Origin of the sequence: Brevibacillus sp. IT-7CA2 (genome assembly GCF_949767855.1) — a bacterium.
Classification (GTDB): domain Bacteria; phylum Bacillota; class Bacilli; order Brevibacillales; family Brevibacillaceae; genus Brevibacillus.
This window is the reverse complement of record NZ_CATKQT010000001.1, coordinates 163,121-180,299: the sequence shown is the minus strand read 5'-3', so window position 1 is coordinate 180,299 and position 17,179 is coordinate 163,121. Positions and strand designations below refer to the sequence as shown.

19 protein-coding genes are annotated in these 17,179 nt (G+C 46.7%); 16 read left to right on the top strand and 3 right to left on the bottom strand.

The annotated features are described in order from the left end of the window. Positions 1 to 174: 174 nt before the first annotated feature. The 4 genes from ACM6JA_RS00810 to ACM6JA_RS00795 all read left to right on the top strand — a co-directional run bounded on the left by ACM6JA_RS00810 (position 175) and on the right by ACM6JA_RS00795 (position 2,447). On the top strand, positions 175 to 456 hold the full coding sequence (locus ACM6JA_RS00810) for a DUF3343 domain-containing protein (protein ID WP_007720168.1): 282 nt from the start codon (positions 175 to 177) through the stop codon (positions 454 to 456). Continuing rightward, entirely contained in the window at positions 453 to 1,328 is an 876-nt protein-coding gene (locus tag ACM6JA_RS00805; protein WP_007720170.1) for a mechanosensitive ion channel family protein, read from the top strand. Before ACM6JA_RS00810 ends, ACM6JA_RS00805 begins: the two co-directional genes overlap by 4 nt. A gap of 15 nt (positions 1,329 to 1,343) precedes the next feature. Beyond that, complete coding sequence (locus tag ACM6JA_RS00800) at positions 1,344 to 1,553, top strand: DUF951 domain-containing protein (RefSeq protein WP_007720174.1); 210 nt, start codon at positions 1,344 to 1,346, stop codon at positions 1,551 to 1,553. 114 nt (positions 1,554 to 1,667) lie between these two features. Then, on the top strand, positions 1,668 to 2,447 hold the full coding sequence (locus tag ACM6JA_RS00795) for an Ig-like domain-containing protein (protein ID WP_414850764.1): 780 nt from the start codon (positions 1,668 to 1,670) through the stop codon (positions 2,445 to 2,447). 218 nt (positions 2,448 to 2,665) lie between these two features. Here the strand turns inward: ACM6JA_RS00795 and ACM6JA_RS00790 are convergent, their stop codons facing one another. After that, complete coding sequence (locus ACM6JA_RS00790; protein WP_017246824.1) at positions 2,666 to 2,752, bottom strand: YjcZ family sporulation protein; 87 nt, start codon at positions 2,750 to 2,752, stop codon at positions 2,666 to 2,668. Between the two features lie 356 nt (positions 2,753 to 3,108). On the opposite strand from ACM6JA_RS00790, the gene pepF reads away from it, so the two are divergent. Continuing rightward, positions 3,109 to 5,019: an oligoendopeptidase F gene (gene pepF / locus ACM6JA_RS00785; RefSeq protein ID WP_414850763.1), complete on the top strand. Its 1,911-nt coding sequence runs from the start codon at positions 3,109 to 3,111 to the stop codon at positions 5,017 to 5,019. 67 nt (positions 5,020 to 5,086) lie between these two features. On the opposite strand, the gene ACM6JA_RS00780 is transcribed toward pepF, so the two are convergent. Then, positions 5,087 to 5,710, bottom strand: coding sequence for an NAD(P)-dependent oxidoreductase (locus tag ACM6JA_RS00780; RefSeq protein ID WP_414850781.1), 624 nt, complete (start codon positions 5,708 to 5,710; stop codon positions 5,087 to 5,089). A 212-nt stretch (positions 5,711 to 5,922) separates the two neighbouring features. Between ACM6JA_RS00780 and ychF the strand changes: the two genes are divergently transcribed. The 10 genes from ychF to ACM6JA_RS00730 all read left to right on the top strand — a co-directional run bounded on the left by ychF (position 5,923) and on the right by ACM6JA_RS00730 (position 14,845). Continuing rightward, positions 5,923 to 7,023 carry a redox-regulated ATPase YchF gene (ychF, locus tag ACM6JA_RS00775; protein ID WP_414850762.1) on the top strand — a complete coding sequence of 367 codons (1,101 nt, stop codon included), beginning with the start codon at positions 5,923 to 5,925 and terminating at the stop codon, positions 7,021 to 7,023. A 143-nt stretch (positions 7,024 to 7,166) separates the two neighbouring features. Further along, positions 7,167 to 7,454 (top strand): 30S ribosomal protein S6, encoded by a 288-nt coding sequence (rpsF, locus tag ACM6JA_RS00770; RefSeq protein WP_007720183.1) that lies wholly within the window; start codon positions 7,167 to 7,169, stop codon positions 7,452 to 7,454. Positions 7,455 to 7,483: 29 nt separating this feature from the next. Continuing rightward, positions 7,484 to 7,963, top strand: coding sequence for a single-stranded DNA-binding protein (locus ACM6JA_RS00765; protein WP_007720185.1), 480 nt, complete (start codon positions 7,484 to 7,486; stop codon positions 7,961 to 7,963). A 40-nt stretch (positions 7,964 to 8,003) separates the two neighbouring features. Further along, positions 8,004 to 8,234 carry a 30S ribosomal protein S18 gene (gene rpsR / locus ACM6JA_RS00760; RefSeq protein ID WP_007720187.1) on the top strand — a complete coding sequence of 77 codons (231 nt, stop codon included), beginning with the start codon at positions 8,004 to 8,006 and terminating at the stop codon, positions 8,232 to 8,234. 101 nt (positions 8,235 to 8,335) lie between these two features. Next, on the top strand, positions 8,336 to 9,244 hold the full coding sequence (locus ACM6JA_RS00755; protein WP_414850761.1) for a DUF2232 domain-containing protein: 909 nt from the start codon (positions 8,336 to 8,338) through the stop codon (positions 9,242 to 9,244). A gap of 4 nt (positions 9,245 to 9,248) precedes the next feature. Beyond that, positions 9,249 to 11,186: a DHH family phosphoesterase gene (locus tag ACM6JA_RS00750; protein ID WP_007720189.1), complete on the top strand. Its 1,938-nt coding sequence runs from the start codon at positions 9,249 to 9,251 to the stop codon at positions 11,184 to 11,186. Positions 11,187 to 11,212: 26 nt separating this feature from the next. Then, on the top strand, positions 11,213 to 11,656 hold the full coding sequence (gene rplI, locus ACM6JA_RS00745) for a 50S ribosomal protein L9 (RefSeq protein WP_007720193.1): 444 nt from the start codon (positions 11,213 to 11,215) through the stop codon (positions 11,654 to 11,656). 24 nt (positions 11,657 to 11,680) lie between these two features. Continuing rightward, positions 11,681 to 13,030: a replicative DNA helicase gene (gene dnaB, locus ACM6JA_RS00740; RefSeq protein ID WP_106835577.1), complete on the top strand. Its 1,350-nt coding sequence runs from the start codon at positions 11,681 to 11,683 to the stop codon at positions 13,028 to 13,030. Positions 13,031 to 13,211: 181 nt separating this feature from the next. Further along, positions 13,212 to 14,498: an adenylosuccinate synthase gene (locus ACM6JA_RS00735; RefSeq protein ID WP_414850760.1), complete on the top strand. Its 1,287-nt coding sequence runs from the start codon at positions 13,212 to 13,214 to the stop codon at positions 14,496 to 14,498. A 131-nt stretch (positions 14,499 to 14,629) separates the two neighbouring features. Next, positions 14,630 to 14,845 (top strand): hypothetical protein, encoded by a 216-nt coding sequence (locus tag ACM6JA_RS00730; protein ID WP_007720197.1) that lies wholly within the window; start codon positions 14,630 to 14,632, stop codon positions 14,843 to 14,845. Between the two features lie 68 nt (positions 14,846 to 14,913). Here the strand turns inward: ACM6JA_RS00730 and ACM6JA_RS00725 are convergent, their stop codons facing one another. Next, the gene (locus ACM6JA_RS00725; protein ID WP_390240563.1) at positions 14,914 to 15,369 is read right to left on the bottom strand and encodes a hypothetical protein; all 456 of its coding nucleotides are present in this window, start codon (positions 15,367 to 15,369) and stop codon (positions 14,914 to 14,916) included. A gap of 173 nt (positions 15,370 to 15,542) precedes the next feature. On the opposite strand from ACM6JA_RS00725, the gene ACM6JA_RS00720 reads away from it, so the two are divergent. Then, on the top strand, positions 15,543 to 17,039 hold the full coding sequence (locus tag ACM6JA_RS00720; RefSeq protein WP_414850759.1) for a peptidoglycan DD-metalloendopeptidase family protein: 1,497 nt from the start codon (positions 15,543 to 15,545) through the stop codon (positions 17,037 to 17,039). Positions 17,040 to 17,179: the final 140 nt, after the last annotated feature.

Sequence of the window (17,179 nt, the reverse complement as noted above, 5' to 3'; positions counted from 1 at the left end):
TAAAAGGTTATATAAAAGTATTCACAGTATCGTACCTATATGACATTTTTATACCTGCTAATGGGAAAGTTACGTAGGTTTTGAAAACTCAGCGAGGCTGGCATGCATGAAAACGAACAGGTAAAATAAGAGGAGCCTATGGTAGTTTGTGTGAAAAAGATGAGGGGGAGTGAAATGGGAGGAGAGACGGTGCTGATCGCGTTTGATTCCACGCAGCAAGCCTTGCGGGCAGAAATGCTGCTGGAGTACGAAGATATTGAGATCGATACAAGACCAACGCCGAAAGAAATAACGGCAGGCTGTGCACTTTCCATTGAGTTCCCACTGTCGGATTACTCACGAGCGAAAACAATCATGATGGAACAACAAGTGGTAATACGAGGATACTTCCGTCAGTTTTTTGGTCAGTATAGCGAGGTCGACGAAAACGGGGAGCAGAAGGAGCGGGAGGAATGAAGCAAGCTGGTTTTTTTGAGAGAATTTATGCCCAAGTATATGCGTATGTGGCAGATGCAGATATGTGGGTAAATATAGGGATGGCTGTACTGAAAATCGTAGCGATCATCCTGCTATCTCGAATTGTCGTTTCCGTTGTGCAATCAGGCGTAAATAAAGTGTTCCAGCACCGCCATGGAAGCAAGATTCAAATGGATCAACGCCGTGTGGACACGATGCGGGTGCTCGTCAACAATGTCGTTCAGTACAGCATTTACTTTTTGGCGATTCTCATGATCTTGCAGCTGTTGGGCATTGATTTGAGACCTGTTTTGGTAAGCGCAGGGGTACTGGGGCTGGCGGTTGGTTTTGGGGCGCAGAGTCTCGTTCGTGATATCATTACGGGATTCTTCATTATTTTTGAGGACCAATTTGCTGTCGGAGACGTCGTAACGATTAACAATTTGACGGGCACGGTACAGGAGATTGGTCTGCGCATTACAAAGGTGCGAAGCTGGACGGGTGAAGTACACATCTTTCCAAACGGCACGATTAATCAAGTGACCAACTTTTCTTTGCAAAATACGTTAGCGGTTGTCGACGTATCTGTAGCGTATGAAGAAGATCTGAACCAAGTTGAGTCTGTGCTAAAAGAAGTATTGGCATCGGCTCAAACAGAATTGACGGATATCGTAGCTGAGCCACAGATTTTGGGAGTACATGCACTGGGACCTTCCGAAGTCATCATCCGGGTTACGGCTGAGTGCAAGCCGAACACGCATCACGGGGTCAATCGAAATTTGCGTGCGAAGATCAGAACGGAATTAACCAACCGAGGCATTCAAATTCCGTATCCAAAAATCGTCGCGGTGTCTGGAAAGGGAACAGTGTAGAGAGGAGAAAGAGAAATGGAACGCAAGCAATTTGGGCTGGGGGATGTCGTACAGATGAAAAAGCCACATCCATGTGGCACGAATGCGTGGAAGGTCATACGCATGGGCATGGATGTGCGAATCAAATGTACGGGTTGCGATCATAGTGTGATGATTGGACGACTAGAATTTGAACGCAAGCTGAAAAAGATACTGATTCGCGCGGAGGAAGAACCGCAAGCATAGACCATATTTCTTTGATCAACCCATCTGTCTTTTTCTACAATGCCTGTAAACGATGAAACGACGCGCTTATATGCTTCAGGGAGCGGCTTTGTCGTTTTAGACGGGAGGGGTTCGATGATAAAGATGAGTGTTCGGTGGTTGCAATGGGTAGTAGTGCTTGCGATTTTCCTACTTCCATCACAGGGAGTGTGGGCAAAGTCGGCAAACGAATGGGGAGTGAGAATAACCCCGGCTGACAAATCGGCGGAAATAGACCCGGATCAAATCATTACACTGACATTTTCGGGGCCGGTTTCGTTAAAAAATGGGCAAGAGCTCTCCGACAAGTCTGGTCTCTCGATCATTTCGCTCACGGATGCGAAAAAAAAGAAAGTTCGTTTTACGGCAAAATGGAACAAAACAGATCGAAGCATGACGATTGATCCAGTAGGAAATCTGGAAGCAGGGGCGTCTTATCGAGTAAGCTTGCTGGCGAAAAAAGTGAAGGATCAGCGAGGCAATTTGAATCCAGAGCTGACCAGTTCATTTCAAACGAAAAAACCTGTGGATAATATCGCTCCACAAACAGTCATATTGCCAGGTCACGGAGCTAAAAATGTAAAGCTCCAGGATAAAGTGACACTCCAGTTTGCAGAAGAGATTGCTTTGGTTGGTGGTGGAGTCCTCTCCAGCAAAACGGCCGGGCCGTTAGTTCGTGTGACGGATGAAAAAGGGGCAATCGTTCCGCATACGATTACGTGGAATAAAAGCAAACGGATGTTGTCTGTGAAGCCAAAAGGAAAATGGCAGCCATATACGAGATATCAGGTAAGTCTCATTGCGGGTTTGGTTAAGGACACAGCAGGTAATGTAAATCAAGCGCAGTGGATAACTTTTCAGACCGGGTCGAAATAGTCCAAGTATGTGGGTAAAAAAAAGGATGCAGCCAATAGAGGCGCATCCTTTTTCCTTTTGTACGATCAAATGTATCTCCCGGTGATGGTACTTAGGTTATGACTGATCATTATCCCTAGGCTGCATTGCCTTGGCTATGATCTATGTGGAAATGGAGAAGGTAAGGCTGCTGAGGATGCAAGCTTACCTTCAGATAGGCTGGATGGCAGCGGAGTAGGTTAGTCGCAGTCGCAACCTACGATAACGAGAAGGATGAACAGAACCAAGATCAGCGCGAAATCGTCGAAGCCGTTAAAGATACCCACTTGCTAACACCTCCTACCGTAGTTTCAATACTCATGCTATGTAGGAACCCACAACGAGGTATAGGCGGATGCCCCAGTTCCAAGAAAATAAGTTATACACAGCATATCCACAGAAAATGTGGACAACTTTTTACGAAGAAAAGGAGTGTCTGCAAACGCTGAGGGGAATATAAAGTTGTTAGTAAATACTTATCCACAGACTTATCCACAAAAGGGGATTTTCTCTGGATAAATTGACGGTTGTTATTGAATATTCGAAAAATTTTTATTAGTAAGAAGGAATTTGACAGGTGAAAATATAATTACACACTTATAATTTTGGTAAAAATAGATAGAAGAAAAGGGGCGATTGAGATTTGAAGAAGCAAGTATTTGCATCAGTTACGGCTTTGGCCATTGCATTGTCGACAGTATCCGTACCATTCATTCCTTACAGCACGCAGGCGGTAGCTCTTGCTGCCGAAAAGCCTTCTTATCAAACTCGCACTGAGATCCCAGATGCGTACAAGTGGAAGCTGGATCATATTTATCCGACTGTTAAGGAATGGGAAAAGGATGTTGCTAAAGTTGAATCTTTGGCAAACGCTTTCACAAAGCACCAAGGCAAGCTGGGTACATCTTCTGCTGCGATGCAGGCGGCATTCGATGACTATGTTGAATTGATGCGCTTAAATGACAAAGCATACGTGTACGCAAACATGTCTCTCGATGTAAACTCCGCGAATCCTGATCTGCAAAAGCTGGGAGACCGCGCTGAGAAAATGTACACGCTTGTCACAGAAAAAACCTCGTGGGTACAGCCTGAAATCGTTGCGATTTCCGATGACAAAATAAAGAGCTTGCTGTCCGAAAAGGAGCTTGAGCCTTACAAGCTGTTTATCGAAGACATGCTGAGAACGAAGCCGTACGCACTCTCTGCGGAAATGGAGCAGCTCTTGGCGAAATCGTCTCCGTTGGGCGGTGCACCGACTAACATTTACAGCATGCTGTCCAAAGACGTGAGGTTCCCTAAAATCAAAGATCAGACAGGCAAGGAAGTTCAGTTGACGCGTGCTAATTTCATTTCCTATTTGGAAAGCAAGGATCAAAATGTGCGCAGAGAAGCGTTCAAGGCGTACTATAGTGCACTGATCAATTTCCAAGACTCGTTTGCATCGACGTTGGCTGCCAAAGTAAAGGGCGATAATTTCTACGCAGCTGTACGCAATTACGATTCTGCGCTGGAAGCAAGCCTGACACCGAACAACGTACCGACGAAGGTATATGATGAGCTGATTGATACGGTGAATGACAATCTGCCATTGCTGCATCGCTACATTTCTTTGAAAAAGAAAATGCTTGGCGTGAAGGAATTGCACATGTACGACATTTACGTGCCGATCGTTCCATCTGATGACAAATATATTTCCTTCGACGAAGGAAAGAAAATCGTCGTTGATGGGTTACAGGTAATGGGTGATGACTATGTGAAGGCAATGTCTGACGGCCTGGATGGTGGCTGGGTAGATGTCTATTCCACCGATGACAAGCGCACAGGTGCTTACCAATGGGGTGCTTATGATACACATCCTTACGTACTGTTGAATCACCAAGGTACGCTCGATGATGTGTATACCATCGCCCATGAGATGGGACATGCTATGCAGTCGTATTACACGAACAAAAACCAGCCGTACATTTCTTCCAACTATCCAATCTTCACGGCAGAAGTGGCTTCTACCATGAATGAAACCCTGCTGTTCAAGAGCATGTACGCGAAGGCGAAGACGAAGGAAGAGAAGATGTATCTCTTGAATCACTATCTGGAAAACTTCCGTTCCACGCTGTTCCGTCAGACGCAGTTCGCGGAGTTTGAGAGAGCGATTCACGAGAAGGAGCAAGCGGGGGAATCTCTGAATGCGGAAGCGATCAAGAAGATCTACCTCGACATCAATAAAAAGTACTACGGAAAAGACATGGTTTCCGATGAGGAAATCGGTATGGAATGGGCACGTGTGAGCCATTTCTACAACTATAAATACTATGTCTATCAATACTCGACGAGCTTTGCTGCTGCACAGGCATTAGCGAAGCAAATCATGGATGAAGGTCAGCCAGCAGTGGATCGAGTTCGCAAAAACTTCCTCGAAGCGGGTAACTCTGCTCCGCCTATCGAGGTGCTGAAAGCAGCGGGTGTGGACATGTCCACGTCCCAGCCAATCGAGCAAGCAATGGAAATCTTTGAAGAGACATTGAATGAGCTGGAAAAGCTGGTAAACGAGAAATAAAGACACAACAGAAGTAAAGCAGGCTCCCTTCCATTAAGGATAGGAGCCTGTTTTTGTCCTGTATGTATCAATAAGCAATGCCAACTCGTGCTCGTATGTATTCGGAAGTAGAAAGCTGCTGATACGTAAACTCCGCCGTATCCGGCACGGAGATTTGCATCCCCTCTACAGGCAGCTGGTGAGCCTCGACCCGGTAAGTGCCTGTATACTCACCATCAGGCAAATAAGTCGGACATACAATGGTCCAATCGAGCTCGGACTGTTCCAAGAGCGAGTATGCCTTGTGATGTTCCTCGGCAGCACGCGTCAATTTTTGTCTGGACTCACTGGATTGATAGCGGAGCAGGTCAGGAGAAACTCTGCTTTGCAAGATGCCAGCGGTGCCCACCGTAATAATGCGTGAAACGCCTTCTCGCTTCATTGCTTCAATAATATAGGGTGTTCCCTCGGATAACGTCGTTGCCTTGTCTGTCCCGAGTGCGCTAATGACCGCGTCAACTCCACGCATGGCGGATGCAACATGCTTTTGATCGAGAACATTTCCTGTCAGGACACGGACATTTTCATCAATCAGATGAGGGAGCTTGTCTGCTGAGCGAACGAGAATGGTTATTTCATGATCATCTTTTAATGCATAGTCGAGGATATGGCTTCCTACACGACCAGTGGCACCGAGAAGTAAGAGCTTCAATTTTGTAGTCACCTCATTACCTTTCCTTTTACCGTAGCAAATAGATTCTGTTTGTCTAGTCTAGCATTTCTTTTTTTGTCCCACCAGCTGAAGCTATGATGAGCACAGGAGGAGAAAGTAAAAAAAGCTTCCACAAGGAGACAATTGTAATCTGAAAACCAAATCTATATACTTAAAAGGATATCAGGATGATGATAAGGGAGTGTATATAGATGGGTGCATCATGCGGGATTGTAGGTCTTCCTAACGTAGGAAAATCGACATTGTTTAATGCTATTACACAAGCGGGCGCTGAATCGGCTAACTACCCGTTCTGTACGATTGACCCGAACGTAGGGATCGTGGAGGTGCCAGACGAGCGTCTGGAAAAGCTGACACAAATCGTTGTACCGAACAAGGTAGTTCCGACAGCGTTTGAGTTTGTGGACATTGCTGGCTTGGTAAAAGGCGCGAGCAGAGGCGAAGGACTTGGCAACCAGTTCCTCGGACACATCCGTGAAGTGGACGCGATTGCACATGTTGTACGTTGCTTTGAAGATGAGAACATCACGCACGTAGCAGGTCGTGTCGATCCTTTGAGCGATATCGAGACAATCAACCTGGAGCTGATTTTTGCTGACCTGGACTCTGTTGATCGTCGTATTGACCGCATTGCACGCAAAGTGAAATCCGGCGACAAGGAATCCAAGCAAGAGCTGGACGTGCTGGAGAAATTGAAAGCAGCATTTGAAGAGGGTCAATCTGCTCGCAGTGTTGAACTCGATGACGAAGAGCGCAAATGGATTCGTGATTTGCATCTGCTGACAATCAAGCCAATGCTGTACGTGTGCAACGTAGCAGAAGACGGCATTAACGATGCAGACAGCAACCCGCATGTGCAGACGGTTCGTCAGCATGCAGCGGATGAAGGCGCAGAAGTAGTTGTGATCAGCGCCAAGGTTGAAGCAGAAATCGCTGAGCTCGAGGGCGAGGACAAAGAAATGTTCTTGGAAGAGCTGGGACTTACTGAGTCTGGTCTCGATCGCTTGATTCGTGCTGCTTACAAACTGTTGGGATTAGTAACTTATTTCACTGCAGGTGTACAAGAAGTACGCGCTTGGACCATCCGTCAGGGTACAAAGGCTCCAGGAGCAGCAGGCGTGATTCATACTGATTTCGAGCGCGGATTCATTCGTGCCGAAGTGATTGCTTATGATCATCTGGTAGATGCTGGTTCTGTAGCAGTAGCCAGAGAACGTGGGAAGTACCGTCTTGAAGGGAAAGAGTACGTAGTGGCAGATGGAGATGTTATGCATTTCCGTTTTAACGTTTAGTACGAAATTCTTGATTCATTATAGGCGTTTTGCTATAATACGATAATGCGAGTATTTATGGAGTGCATGTTTTGTGCGTTTCGTTTTAGCACTCGCTCCTTGCCCGAACAGGGCCGCTAAAGTCCATAAGGAGGTGAAAAGGTATGCGCCAATACGAAGTAATGTATGTATTGCGTCCAGACCTTGAAGAAGAGAAAGTAAAATCCAATGTAGCTCGTTACAGCGATGTTGTAACTAACTATGGTGGCGAAATCTCTAAGCTTCAAGAAATGGGTAAACGTCGTCTTGCGTACGAGATCAACAAGTTCCGTGAAGGTTACTACGTTTTGATGAACTTCAAAGCGAACTCCGATGCTGTTGCGGAAGCTGAGCGTCTGATGAAAATCAATGACGACGTAATCCGCTTTATGTTTGTTCGTGATGAGAAGTAATCATTGTCGCGATCAGAGGGGGAACCAAGATGAATAAAGTCATTCTCATCGGCAACCTGACGAAAGATCCTGAACTTCGCTACACGCCAAATGGCGTTGCCGTTGCTACTTTTACTGTGGCCGTTAATCGTCCCCGCACCAATCAAGCGGGAGAGAAAGAAACGGACTTCATTAACATTGTCGCTTGGCAAAAACTTGCCGACTTGTGCGCAAGCTATTTGCGTAAAGGTAGACAAGCAGCCATCGAAGGACGTATGCAAACACGTTCCTATGATAATAAAGAAGGTAAAAAGGTATACGTGACGGAAGTCGTTGCGGAGAACGTTCAATTTTTGGGCGGTCGAGGCAATGAATCCGGCGGAGACAATTCAGGATACGATCCAGGACCAGGCATGGGTGGCGGTAACAAACCATCCGGTCAACGAAATAATGACTATGATCCGTTTGGTGATCCTTTCGCGAGTGCAGGCAAGCCGATCAACATTTCAGATGATGACTTGCCGTTCTAGTATCGTATAACTTTCACATTCCTAAGAGGGAGGGACTATCATGGCACGCAAAGGACGTCCTAATAAGCGTCGTAAAGTATGCTTCTTTAAAGTGAACAAAATCAAGCACATCGATTATAAAGATATTGATTTGCTGAAAAAGTTCATCAGCGAACGCGGCAAAATCTTGCCACGTCGTGTAACTGGTACTTCTGCGAAGTATCAACGTGCACTGACAATCGCGATCAAGCGATCCCGTCAAGTAGCACTGTTGCCTTACACTGCTGAATAAGTTGCAAAAGCTATAAAAAGGGGGGCACAATTGCGTGGCCCTCTTTTTTCCATAGTTTTCTATGGGAAGTGTACATGAGACATGAATAATGAGGTGCTGACATGCCGTCCAAAACGAAACACTTGGCTGAAAATGCCCTTATGCTGGGTATCGCACTGGTGCTGCTGTTTCTCAGTACATATACCATACTGGGAGGACTTGTCAGTTTCCTGATACCTCTGCCTTTTATCCTTTTGGCAGTAAATCGAACAGTTCCTAACATGGTTTGGATCACCCTTGCCTTTACGTTTCTGGGCTGGATCGTTACTGGTCCGTTTGCGGCAACACTTGCTTTTTCGAGTGCGGTTTGGGGTTCAGCTATGGGGATTTTTTATGCGAGAAAAGGAGCGGCTCTTCCGGCGATTGTGGCAGGGGCAGGCGTTGCCTTTTTAAGTGTCGTTTCCATGCTGGCATTCGCAGCATTCGGAATGAACGTTGATTTTAATGCCATCACGCAAGAAGTTGCTAAGCTACGTCCAGCAATGGTGCCAAAAGAGCAGTTTGATCAGCTCCTTGAACTGGGGAAAATCGTCTTGCCTACGAGTCTTGTCATGTTCAGCTTTTTATCGACCGCCATTATTCATGGATTGGCGAGTTTGATTGGACGACGTTTGCGCAGACCGATTCCAGCATTGAAGCCAATTCGGGAATGGAGCTTCCCGCGATCATTGCTTTATTACTACTTTATTGCGATGATCAGTCTTTTGTTGTTTGCCGAAAGCATGCAAGGTACATTCTGGGAAATCGCCCTGATGAACCTGAAAGTCATGCTGGATGCGATTTTTGTTTTGCAGGGCTTGAGTTTTTGTCTATTTGCTGCCTTTTTGTACGGCTGGAAGAGATTGACTCCTGTGCTCATTGTCTGTCTATTTATTTTTCCACCCCTAAGTACTATACTTAGTCTAGTAGGGATATTTGACCTAGGAATTCGTTTGCGTGAAAAACTGGAAACAAGAGTGAAGAGGGGCTGAGGAAATGCCCAAGTTCCTGTTAAAGCGTTGGTACGGGATGCACATGGTCCTGGCACTCAGCTTTAGCTTGCTGTTGTTGGGGATTTTGACCTTGTTCCATTGGATGTACGGGGCGATCGGCATGATTTGCTTGATTGGCTTGGTTCTTTACGCTCTTCAAGCAGAAAAGGGGTTCCAACGAGACTTGCGCCTGTATTTGGCGACGGTCACCCATCGCGTGAAGAAGGCGGGAGAAGGCGTTATCCAGGAACTGCCGATCGGAATTCTTTTATACAACGAGGAAAAGGCAATTGAGTGGGTAAACCCGTATATGACGCATATGTCCGGGGATGAATCCATGATCGGGAAAAGCCTCCAAGAGGTATTCCCCCAACTGGTTTGGAAGCCGGAGCAAAAACGGCTGGAGTTTACTTATAACGAGCGGGTATACGAGGTCATTGTGCGGTCCGATGAGCGCCTTTTGTATTTCAAGGACATTACGGACTTCAAAGAATTGACGACTCGTTACCATCGAGAAAAGGCTGCACTTGCCATCATTCACCTCGACAATTTGGACGAGGTCGGACAAGTCATGGATGATCAGAGCCGTACGCTGCTCTCTACAAGCGTGGCTGGTGTGATTACAGAGTGGGCCAACAAACATGGCATATATCTTCGCCGAATCACGGCCGACAAGTTTTTGGCTCTGATGGAACGGGAAGCACTTGATAAATTGGAAGAATCGCGATTTGACATTCTCGATGTAGTACGGGAGATGACGGCTGACAACAAAATTCCGATTACGCTTAGTATCGGGGTTGGAGCGGCCGCTACCACTTACATTGAGCTGGGACAAATGGCGCAATCAAGCTTGGATATCGCATTGGGGCGCGGTGGCGACCAGTGCGCTGTCAAGATTGGCAACAAGCTCACTTTCTACGGTGGGAAATCGAATGCGGTGGAAAAGCGGACACGTGTCCGGGCTCGTGTTATTGCACATGCTTTGCGTGATCTCATCCATGAGGCGGAGCACGTCATCGTCATGGGGCATAAACAGCCTGACATGGATTCCATCGGGGCATCACTTGGTGTATTGAAGGCTGTGCAGCTGCACAACAAAACGGCTTATATCGTCATGGACGAGGGCAATCATTCTGTCGAGCGTCTGATGAAAGAGATTTATGCCAATGAAGAGTTGGCTGAGACCTTTATCACGCCAGAACAGGCGATCCGACTCATCTCCGGCCGCACATTGCTGGTAGTCGTCGATACACATCGACCATCGCTGGTGATTGAGCCGAAGCTGTTGACGGAAACAAGCCGAATTGTGGTGATCGACCACCATCGACGTTCGGAGGAGTTCATTGAGCCAGTACTCTTGTATCTGGAACCGTATGCTTCTTCGACGGCGGAGCTTGTCACGGAGCTCTTGCAATACCAGAGCGAGCGATTGAATATCGACAATCTGATTGCAACGGCACTGTTAGCAGGGATTGTGGTGGATACCAAAAGCTTTGCCTTCCGCACAGGTTCACGTACCTTTGAAGCGGCGTCGTTCCTTCGTCGTAACGGGGCCGATACCGCGGCTGTCCAGCGCCTGTTGAAGGAAGATCTGGGGCAGTATGTGAAGCGGGCAAAAATCATCATGAATACGGAAACGTACCGTGACAACATGGCGATTGCCATAGGCGATCCGTCTGAGGATTACACGCAGGTACAGGTGGCGCAAGCTGCTGAGCAGCTACTCACTTTGTCAGGAATCCAGGCGTCGTTTGTTGTTGCAGAGCGATCCGACGATACGATCTTGATCAGTGGACGTTCTCTGGGCGACATCAATGTTCAGTCCATTATGGAACTGCTGGGTGGAGGCGGTCACCTCACTGGTGCTGCGACACAAATTCAAGGCATATCAATTAAAGAAGCTACACGTCGTTTGAAAGAAGCGATTGACTCGGTCGTATAGGCCAAAATATAAAGGGGGAAACGATGATGAAAGTCATTTTTCTTCAAGATGTAAAAGGCCAAGGGAAAAAAGGCGAAGTTAAGGATTTGTCAGAGGGCTATGTACGCAACTTCTTGTTGCCAAAGAAACTGGTAAAAGAAGCGACAGATAGCAACGTGAAAACGCTCGACGCTCAAAAGCGCAGCGAAGATAAGCGCAAGGAGCAAGAAAAGCTGGATGCTCAGGAGCTGGGCAAAAAGCTGGAAGAGCTGACAGTGAAAGTAGCAGGAAAAGCAGGCGAAGGTGGTCGCTTGTTTGGGGCAATTTCTAGCAAACAAGTAGCGCAAGCGCTGGAAGATCAGTTTAAAATCAAAGTAGACAAGCGTAAGCTCGAAATGGATGCAATCCGTGCTTTGGGCGTGACGCAAATCAAAGTAAAACTGCACAACGAAGTAACCGTGACTCTGAAAGTACACGTTGTGGAAGAATAATGTCTCAATTGTGGGGGGTGTGACGTGAGCGACCTGTTTTTGGATCGTGTGCCGCCACAGAACAAGGAAGCGGAACAATCGGTACTGGGTGCCGTGTTCTTGTCTAAGGAAGCTTTAATCACGGCCATTGAGATTCTCCGTCCGGAGGATTTTTACAAGACAGCGCATCAGCGCATCTTTCAAACGATGGTGGACTTGTATGAAAAAGGCGAACCTGTCGATCTGGTTACGGTTACAGCGGATCTACAGGATCACAAGCTGCTGGATGAAGTCGGCGGGGTTACGTATATCACGGAAATCGCCAGCTCAGTTCCAACGGCTGCCAACATCGAATACTACGCAAAAATTGTAGAAGAGAAATCGCTGCTACGGCGATTGATTCATACAGCGACCAAGATTGCCAATGACGGATACTCCCGTGAGGATGATGTCACGCAGATCATCGCGGATGCAGAGAAGTACATCATGGAGATCGGTCAAAATCGCAACAGTGGCGGTTTTACACCGATTCGTGATGCCCTTCTGGAAACATACGAGCGGATTGAGTTTTTGAGTCAGCGACGCGGTGATATTACGGGGATTTCTACGGGATATACAGATTTGGACAAGATGACAGCAGGATTGCAGCGCAGTGACCTGATTATCTTGGCAGCTCGTCCTTCCGTAGGGAAAACGGCTTTTGCCTTGAATCTCGCGCAAAACGTAGCGGCCCGTGCTGGTGAGACTGTAGCCATCTTCTCCTTGGAGATGGGTGCTCCTCAGCTGGTACAGCGTATGATTTGTGCGGAGGGCAATCTGGATGCGTCCCGGATGCGTTCAGGGTCACTGGAGGAAGATGATTGGCAAAAGCTGACGATGGCAATCGGTACGCTGGCGAAAGCGCCGATTTACATCGACGATTCACCTGGGGTTACTGTACAGGACATCCGGGCGAAATGCCGTCGCCTTCAAACAGAGAAGGGCTTGGGCTTGATCCTGATCGATTACCTTCAGCTGATTCATGGACGAGGCAAAGGAGATAACCGTCAGCAGGAAGTATCTGAGATCTCTCGTACGCTAAAAGGGATCGCGCGTGAGCTGAACGTGCCGGTTATCGCCCTGTCGCAGTTGAGCCGTGGTGTAGAGCAACGGCAGGACAAGCGACCGATGATGTCCGATATCCGTGAGTCGGGGTCGATTGAGCAGGACGCCGATATCGTTGCCTTCTTGTACCGTGATGACTACTATGACAAGGAATCAGAAAACAAGAATGTCATCGAAGTCATTATCGCCAAACAGCGTAACGGCCCGACCGGAACGGTGGAGTTGGCGTTCCTGAAAGAATTCAACAAATTCGTTAACTTGGATCATCGCTTTCGAAATCAAGCAGGTTAATAGTTGGAATGAACGAAAAGCCGGAGAAATTCCGGCTTTTTTTTCTATATTGAATTGCCGAACATATTAAGAACTAACTATATGAATGTTCGTATTTAGCGTTGACATGGGGAGTCTCGTTTAGTAAACTTAGATTGTTTCAGGCCCGAAAAGACATGATAATATCAGGAGGTGTTTTTCGATGTCAACAGTCGTTGTCGTCGGAACCCAGTGGGGCGATGAAGGTAAAGGTAAAATTACAGACTATCTAGCTGAAAGTGCAGAGGTAGTGGCTCGTTATCAAGGCGGTAACAACGCAGGCCATACCATTATTTTTGATGGTAACAAGTATAAGCTGCATTTGATTCCATCCGGAATTTTTTATAGTGACAAGACCTGCGTAATCGGAAACGGTATGGTAATCGATCCGAAAGCATTGGTAAAAGAGCTGGATTATATTCACAGCTTCGGTTTTTCTACAAGCAATTTGAAAATCAGTGATCGCGCGCATGTGATTCTGCCGTACCACATCAAGCTGGATGGCGTAGAGGAAGATAGCCGCGGTGCCAACAAAATTGGTACGACCCGTAAAGGTATCGGACCTGCTTACATGGATAAAGCTGCGCGTATCGGTATTCGTATTGCTGATTTGTTGGATCGCGATGAGTTTGCTCGCAAGCTCGAGCGCAACCTGGCAGAGAAGAACTTGCTGCTGGAGAAGCTGTACAACACAACTGGCTTTGAGCTTCAAGAAATTCTGGATGAATACTTGGCTCTGGCAGAAATCATTCGTCCTTACGTAACCGATACATCTGTTGTCCTCAATGATTCCATTGATGGCGGCAACCGCGTATTGTTTGAAGGCGCACAAGGCGTTTTGCTCGATATTGACCAAGGTACGTATCCTTACGTAACGTCCTCCAACCCAATTGCGGGTGGTGTGACTATCGGTTCTGGTGTTGGACCAACTAAGATCCACCAAGTAATCGGGGTTGCAAAAGCTTACACGACGCGTGTAGGTGACGGTCCGTTCCTGACTGAGTTGACTGATGCAACTGGCGACCATATTCGTGAGGTTGGTTTCGAATATGGTACAACAACAGGTCGTCCACGCCGCGTAGGCTGGTTCGACAGTGTAGTTGTTCGTCATGCTCGTCGTGTCAGCGGTATCACCGGTTTGGCGATCACCAAGCTGGATACATTGTCTGGCATTGAGACACTGCGTATTTGCACAGCGTACAAATACAATGGAGAAGTCATCGAGTCGTTCCCGGCGAACCTCAACCTGCTGGCGAAATGCGAACCAGTTTATGAGGAACTGCCAGGTTGGACAGAGGATATCACAGGCGTTCGCAATCTGAACGATTTGCCTGAAAACGCTCGTCACTACATTGAGCGCATCACGCAACTGACTGGTATTCCAATGTCAATCTTCTCCGTAGGACCAGATCGTGAACAAACGGTCATTGTTCGTGGCATTTACGGATAAGCTATCGTCTATATAATAGAAGAAAGCTGTCGAGCATTCGGCAGCTTTCTTTTTTTTGCAAGGGACAGACACGAAACGACACCCTCTGGGCATATGGATAGACATAGGGAGAAATGGAGAGGTGAAAAGTGATGATGGGTTTTGGATTTGACCAAAAGGCCATGAAGCTGCTGGGCAAAAATGTACAGGTAAAGATGATCAATGGCGTCGTCATCAAGGGAACCATGACTCATTTCAACAATGGCTACCTATGCTTTATCACCACATACAAACAACCAAATGACGCCGAGAAAACGAAAATACGCAGACTTGCGTTAAAAGACGTTACCTCGATGCAAGAGGTGTGAGTCACAGATGTCCATAACGAAATAAGCCATCTTTCCTAGTCAGTTAAGGGAAGATGGCTATATTTATTTTAGATCATGCCTCCATACGATCGGATGATCTCAGTCGCAAGATCACCTTGTTCCTCTGGTACCACTGCCGTTAACAAGACACTGCGATTCAAATTGTCATCGCCCCGATCGGCCATGCCGCTGGCGTCTGGATTTACTGCGGCCATGATGCTTGCATCCCTGCCGCTTGGGAAGTCAGCTGCCAGTGTAAGGTTGCCCAAGCTGGAAAAATCTCCGGATATGGGATTCAGAATATGTTCATTCCCATCACCAGGGAATTGTCCGATTCTGTCGATCTGAATGATGGAAAAACCAGCTTGTCGAAGTGCTTTTTCTGCCTTTTGCGCACCATCTTCGGTGTGAAATCCTGCAAGAATGTTACGTTCCTTCACGTATATCAGCCTCCAGATATGATAAATACTACCAATTGTTTGTACATATAGTGACTCTACGTCTATTTTTTTATTCGACAGCAATTTACACTTGATGTTGTCGTTAATCTTATGGTAAAGTCGACATAGTTGGTTTCTTTAGGCAATTTGGCAGATAAATGGAAACTAAATTATGGGATTTACGACCTAGTCAATAAATTAAAAATTTTCAGGAAATGGAACGAGCAAGTTGTATCTGTTTTCAGGAGGGACAAGTTATGCATTGGTCAGAATGGAAGGCCAAGCTGCAGGAACGGTCATCACGAATCGTTCGGGATTGCAGTGATCTGGCGAAACGTACTATGAAACGTACAAGCTCTTACATCCAGTCGCATAAAAAACAATCGCTTTCAATTGCGGCAGGTCTAGTATTGACGATTGCTGCTGGAGCATCGGCACAATACTATTACACAAGCAATGTCAATTCTGTCTACCATGTCAGTGTGAACGGCAAAGAGATTGGCGTGGTAAATGATCCAAATGTGATACATAACTGGACAGCATCCAAGCTGGAAGAGGAAAAGGCAAAAACAGGCCTCAACTTGCAATTGGCTGACTATATCACATTCGAAGAAGAGCGTGAATTCAAGGCACCGTTCAATAATGATGCCGCTGTACAAGCTCTGGCATCCGTAGCGGATATCAAGGTTCAGGGCGTTAAGCTGACGATTGACGGCAAAGTGGTAGGTTACCTGCCAGACCAGCAATCGGCTGATCAAGTACTGGCTGAAGTGAAACAAAAATATTCCGGAGTTCCTGCAACGACAGGGAAAAAGGCTCTTGTAGCAGCAGCGTCCACAGTCCCAGTCAAACCAAATCCGGTAAAAGAAGTCGCATTTAAAGAAAATGTAGAGATGCAAACCGAAACAATCGATGCATCTCAAATTTTGTCTGCCGATAAACTCGAGGAGTTGCTGGTAAAAGGCACCTTCAAGGATATGAAGCACACGGTCGTAGAAGGCGATTGCATCGGTTGCATCGCGAAGAAATACGGCATTACATCAAAAGATATTTACGCGAACAACCCAGGTGTTACGGAAAATACCGTCCTTAAATTGGGACAAGAAATCAATGTAACCGCAGTGCGTCCACTGGTTACTGTACAAGTCAAAGAAGAAGTAGATCAGCAAGAGGTTATTGCTTTTAATACCCAAATTAAAAATAATGACAAGGTTCCTAAAGGCGAAACGAAGGTCGTACAAGAAGGTAAAAACGGCAGTAAAACAGTTAAGTACGAAGTTGTGAAAGAAAATGGACAAGTAGTTAATCGCAAAGTCATCAAACAAGATGTAACTGTGCAGCCTGTAACCAAAATTATGGAGCGCGGTACAAAAGTAATTCCATCGCGCGGGACAGGCCGTTTGAGCTGGCCTGCTAGCGGGTATATCAGCAGCGGCTTCGGTAAACGCTGGGGCAGCATGCATAAAGGAATTGATATTGCCGGTTCTGGTTCTGTCATGGCGGCAGACAATGGACGTGTCACATTCGCTGGTTGGAATGGTGACTATGGAAAATCGGTTATCATCGACCACGGCAATGGAATGAAGACATTGTACGGTCACATGAGCAGCATTAATGTGAAAGTCGGCGATGTTGTTAGCCAAGGAAAGAAAATCGGCGTAAAGGGTTCTACTGGACAATCGACCGGCGTCCACCTGCATTTTGAGGTTCTACAAAATGGACGAAATCAAAACCCGATTCGTTACTTAAAATAGACAAGTAATTTCTGGATAAGAAAGGGCAACTCTTAGGAGGGGCCCTTTTTTTGTTGGCAGGGATTGAATGCCAAGCCCTTCTTTACACGGCGTACATGGTGTATTGTAGAGGAATAGTGACAGTCGAAGTGGAATCCTTG

What these genes read in the sequence shown, in the direction of transcription:
- ACM6JA_RS00795 (WP_414850764.1), top strand. Translation starts at nt 1,668, where the DNA reads ATGATAAAGATGAGTGTTCGGTGGTTGCAATGGGTAGTAGTGCTTGCG.
- ACM6JA_RS00810 (WP_007720168.1), top strand. Translation starts at nt 175, where the DNA reads ATGGGAGGAGAGACGGTGCTGATCGCGTTTGATTCCACGCAGCAAGCC.
- ACM6JA_RS00720 (WP_414850759.1), top strand. Translation starts at nt 15,543, where the DNA reads ATGCATTGGTCAGAATGGAAGGCCAAGCTGCAGGAACGGTCATCACGA.
- ychF (WP_414850762.1), top strand. Translation starts at nt 5,923, where the DNA reads ATGGGTGCATCATGCGGGATTGTAGGTCTTCCTAACGTAGGAAAATCG.
- ACM6JA_RS00765 (WP_007720185.1), top strand. Translation starts at nt 7,484, where the DNA reads ATGAATAAAGTCATTCTCATCGGCAACCTGACGAAAGATCCTGAACTT.
- rplI (WP_007720193.1), top strand. Translation starts at nt 11,213, where the DNA reads ATGAAAGTCATTTTTCTTCAAGATGTAAAAGGCCAAGGGAAAAAAGGC.
- ACM6JA_RS00750 (WP_007720189.1), top strand. Translation starts at nt 9,249, where the DNA reads ATGCCCAAGTTCCTGTTAAAGCGTTGGTACGGGATGCACATGGTCCTG.
- ACM6JA_RS00805 (WP_007720170.1), top strand. Translation starts at nt 453, where the DNA reads ATGAAGCAAGCTGGTTTTTTTGAGAGAATTTATGCCCAAGTATATGCG.
- ACM6JA_RS00735 (WP_414850760.1), top strand. Translation starts at nt 13,212, where the DNA reads ATGTCAACAGTCGTTGTCGTCGGAACCCAGTGGGGCGATGAAGGTAAA.
- ACM6JA_RS00730 (WP_007720197.1), top strand. Translation starts at nt 14,630, where the DNA reads ATGATGGGTTTTGGATTTGACCAAAAGGCCATGAAGCTGCTGGGCAAA.
- ACM6JA_RS00800 (WP_007720174.1), top strand. Translation starts at nt 1,344, where the DNA reads ATGGAACGCAAGCAATTTGGGCTGGGGGATGTCGTACAGATGAAAAAG.
- rpsF (WP_007720183.1), top strand. Translation starts at nt 7,167, where the DNA reads ATGCGCCAATACGAAGTAATGTATGTATTGCGTCCAGACCTTGAAGAA.
- ACM6JA_RS00755 (WP_414850761.1), top strand. Translation starts at nt 8,336, where the DNA reads ATGCCGTCCAAAACGAAACACTTGGCTGAAAATGCCCTTATGCTGGGT.
- rpsR (WP_007720187.1), top strand. Translation starts at nt 8,004, where the DNA reads ATGGCACGCAAAGGACGTCCTAATAAGCGTCGTAAAGTATGCTTCTTT.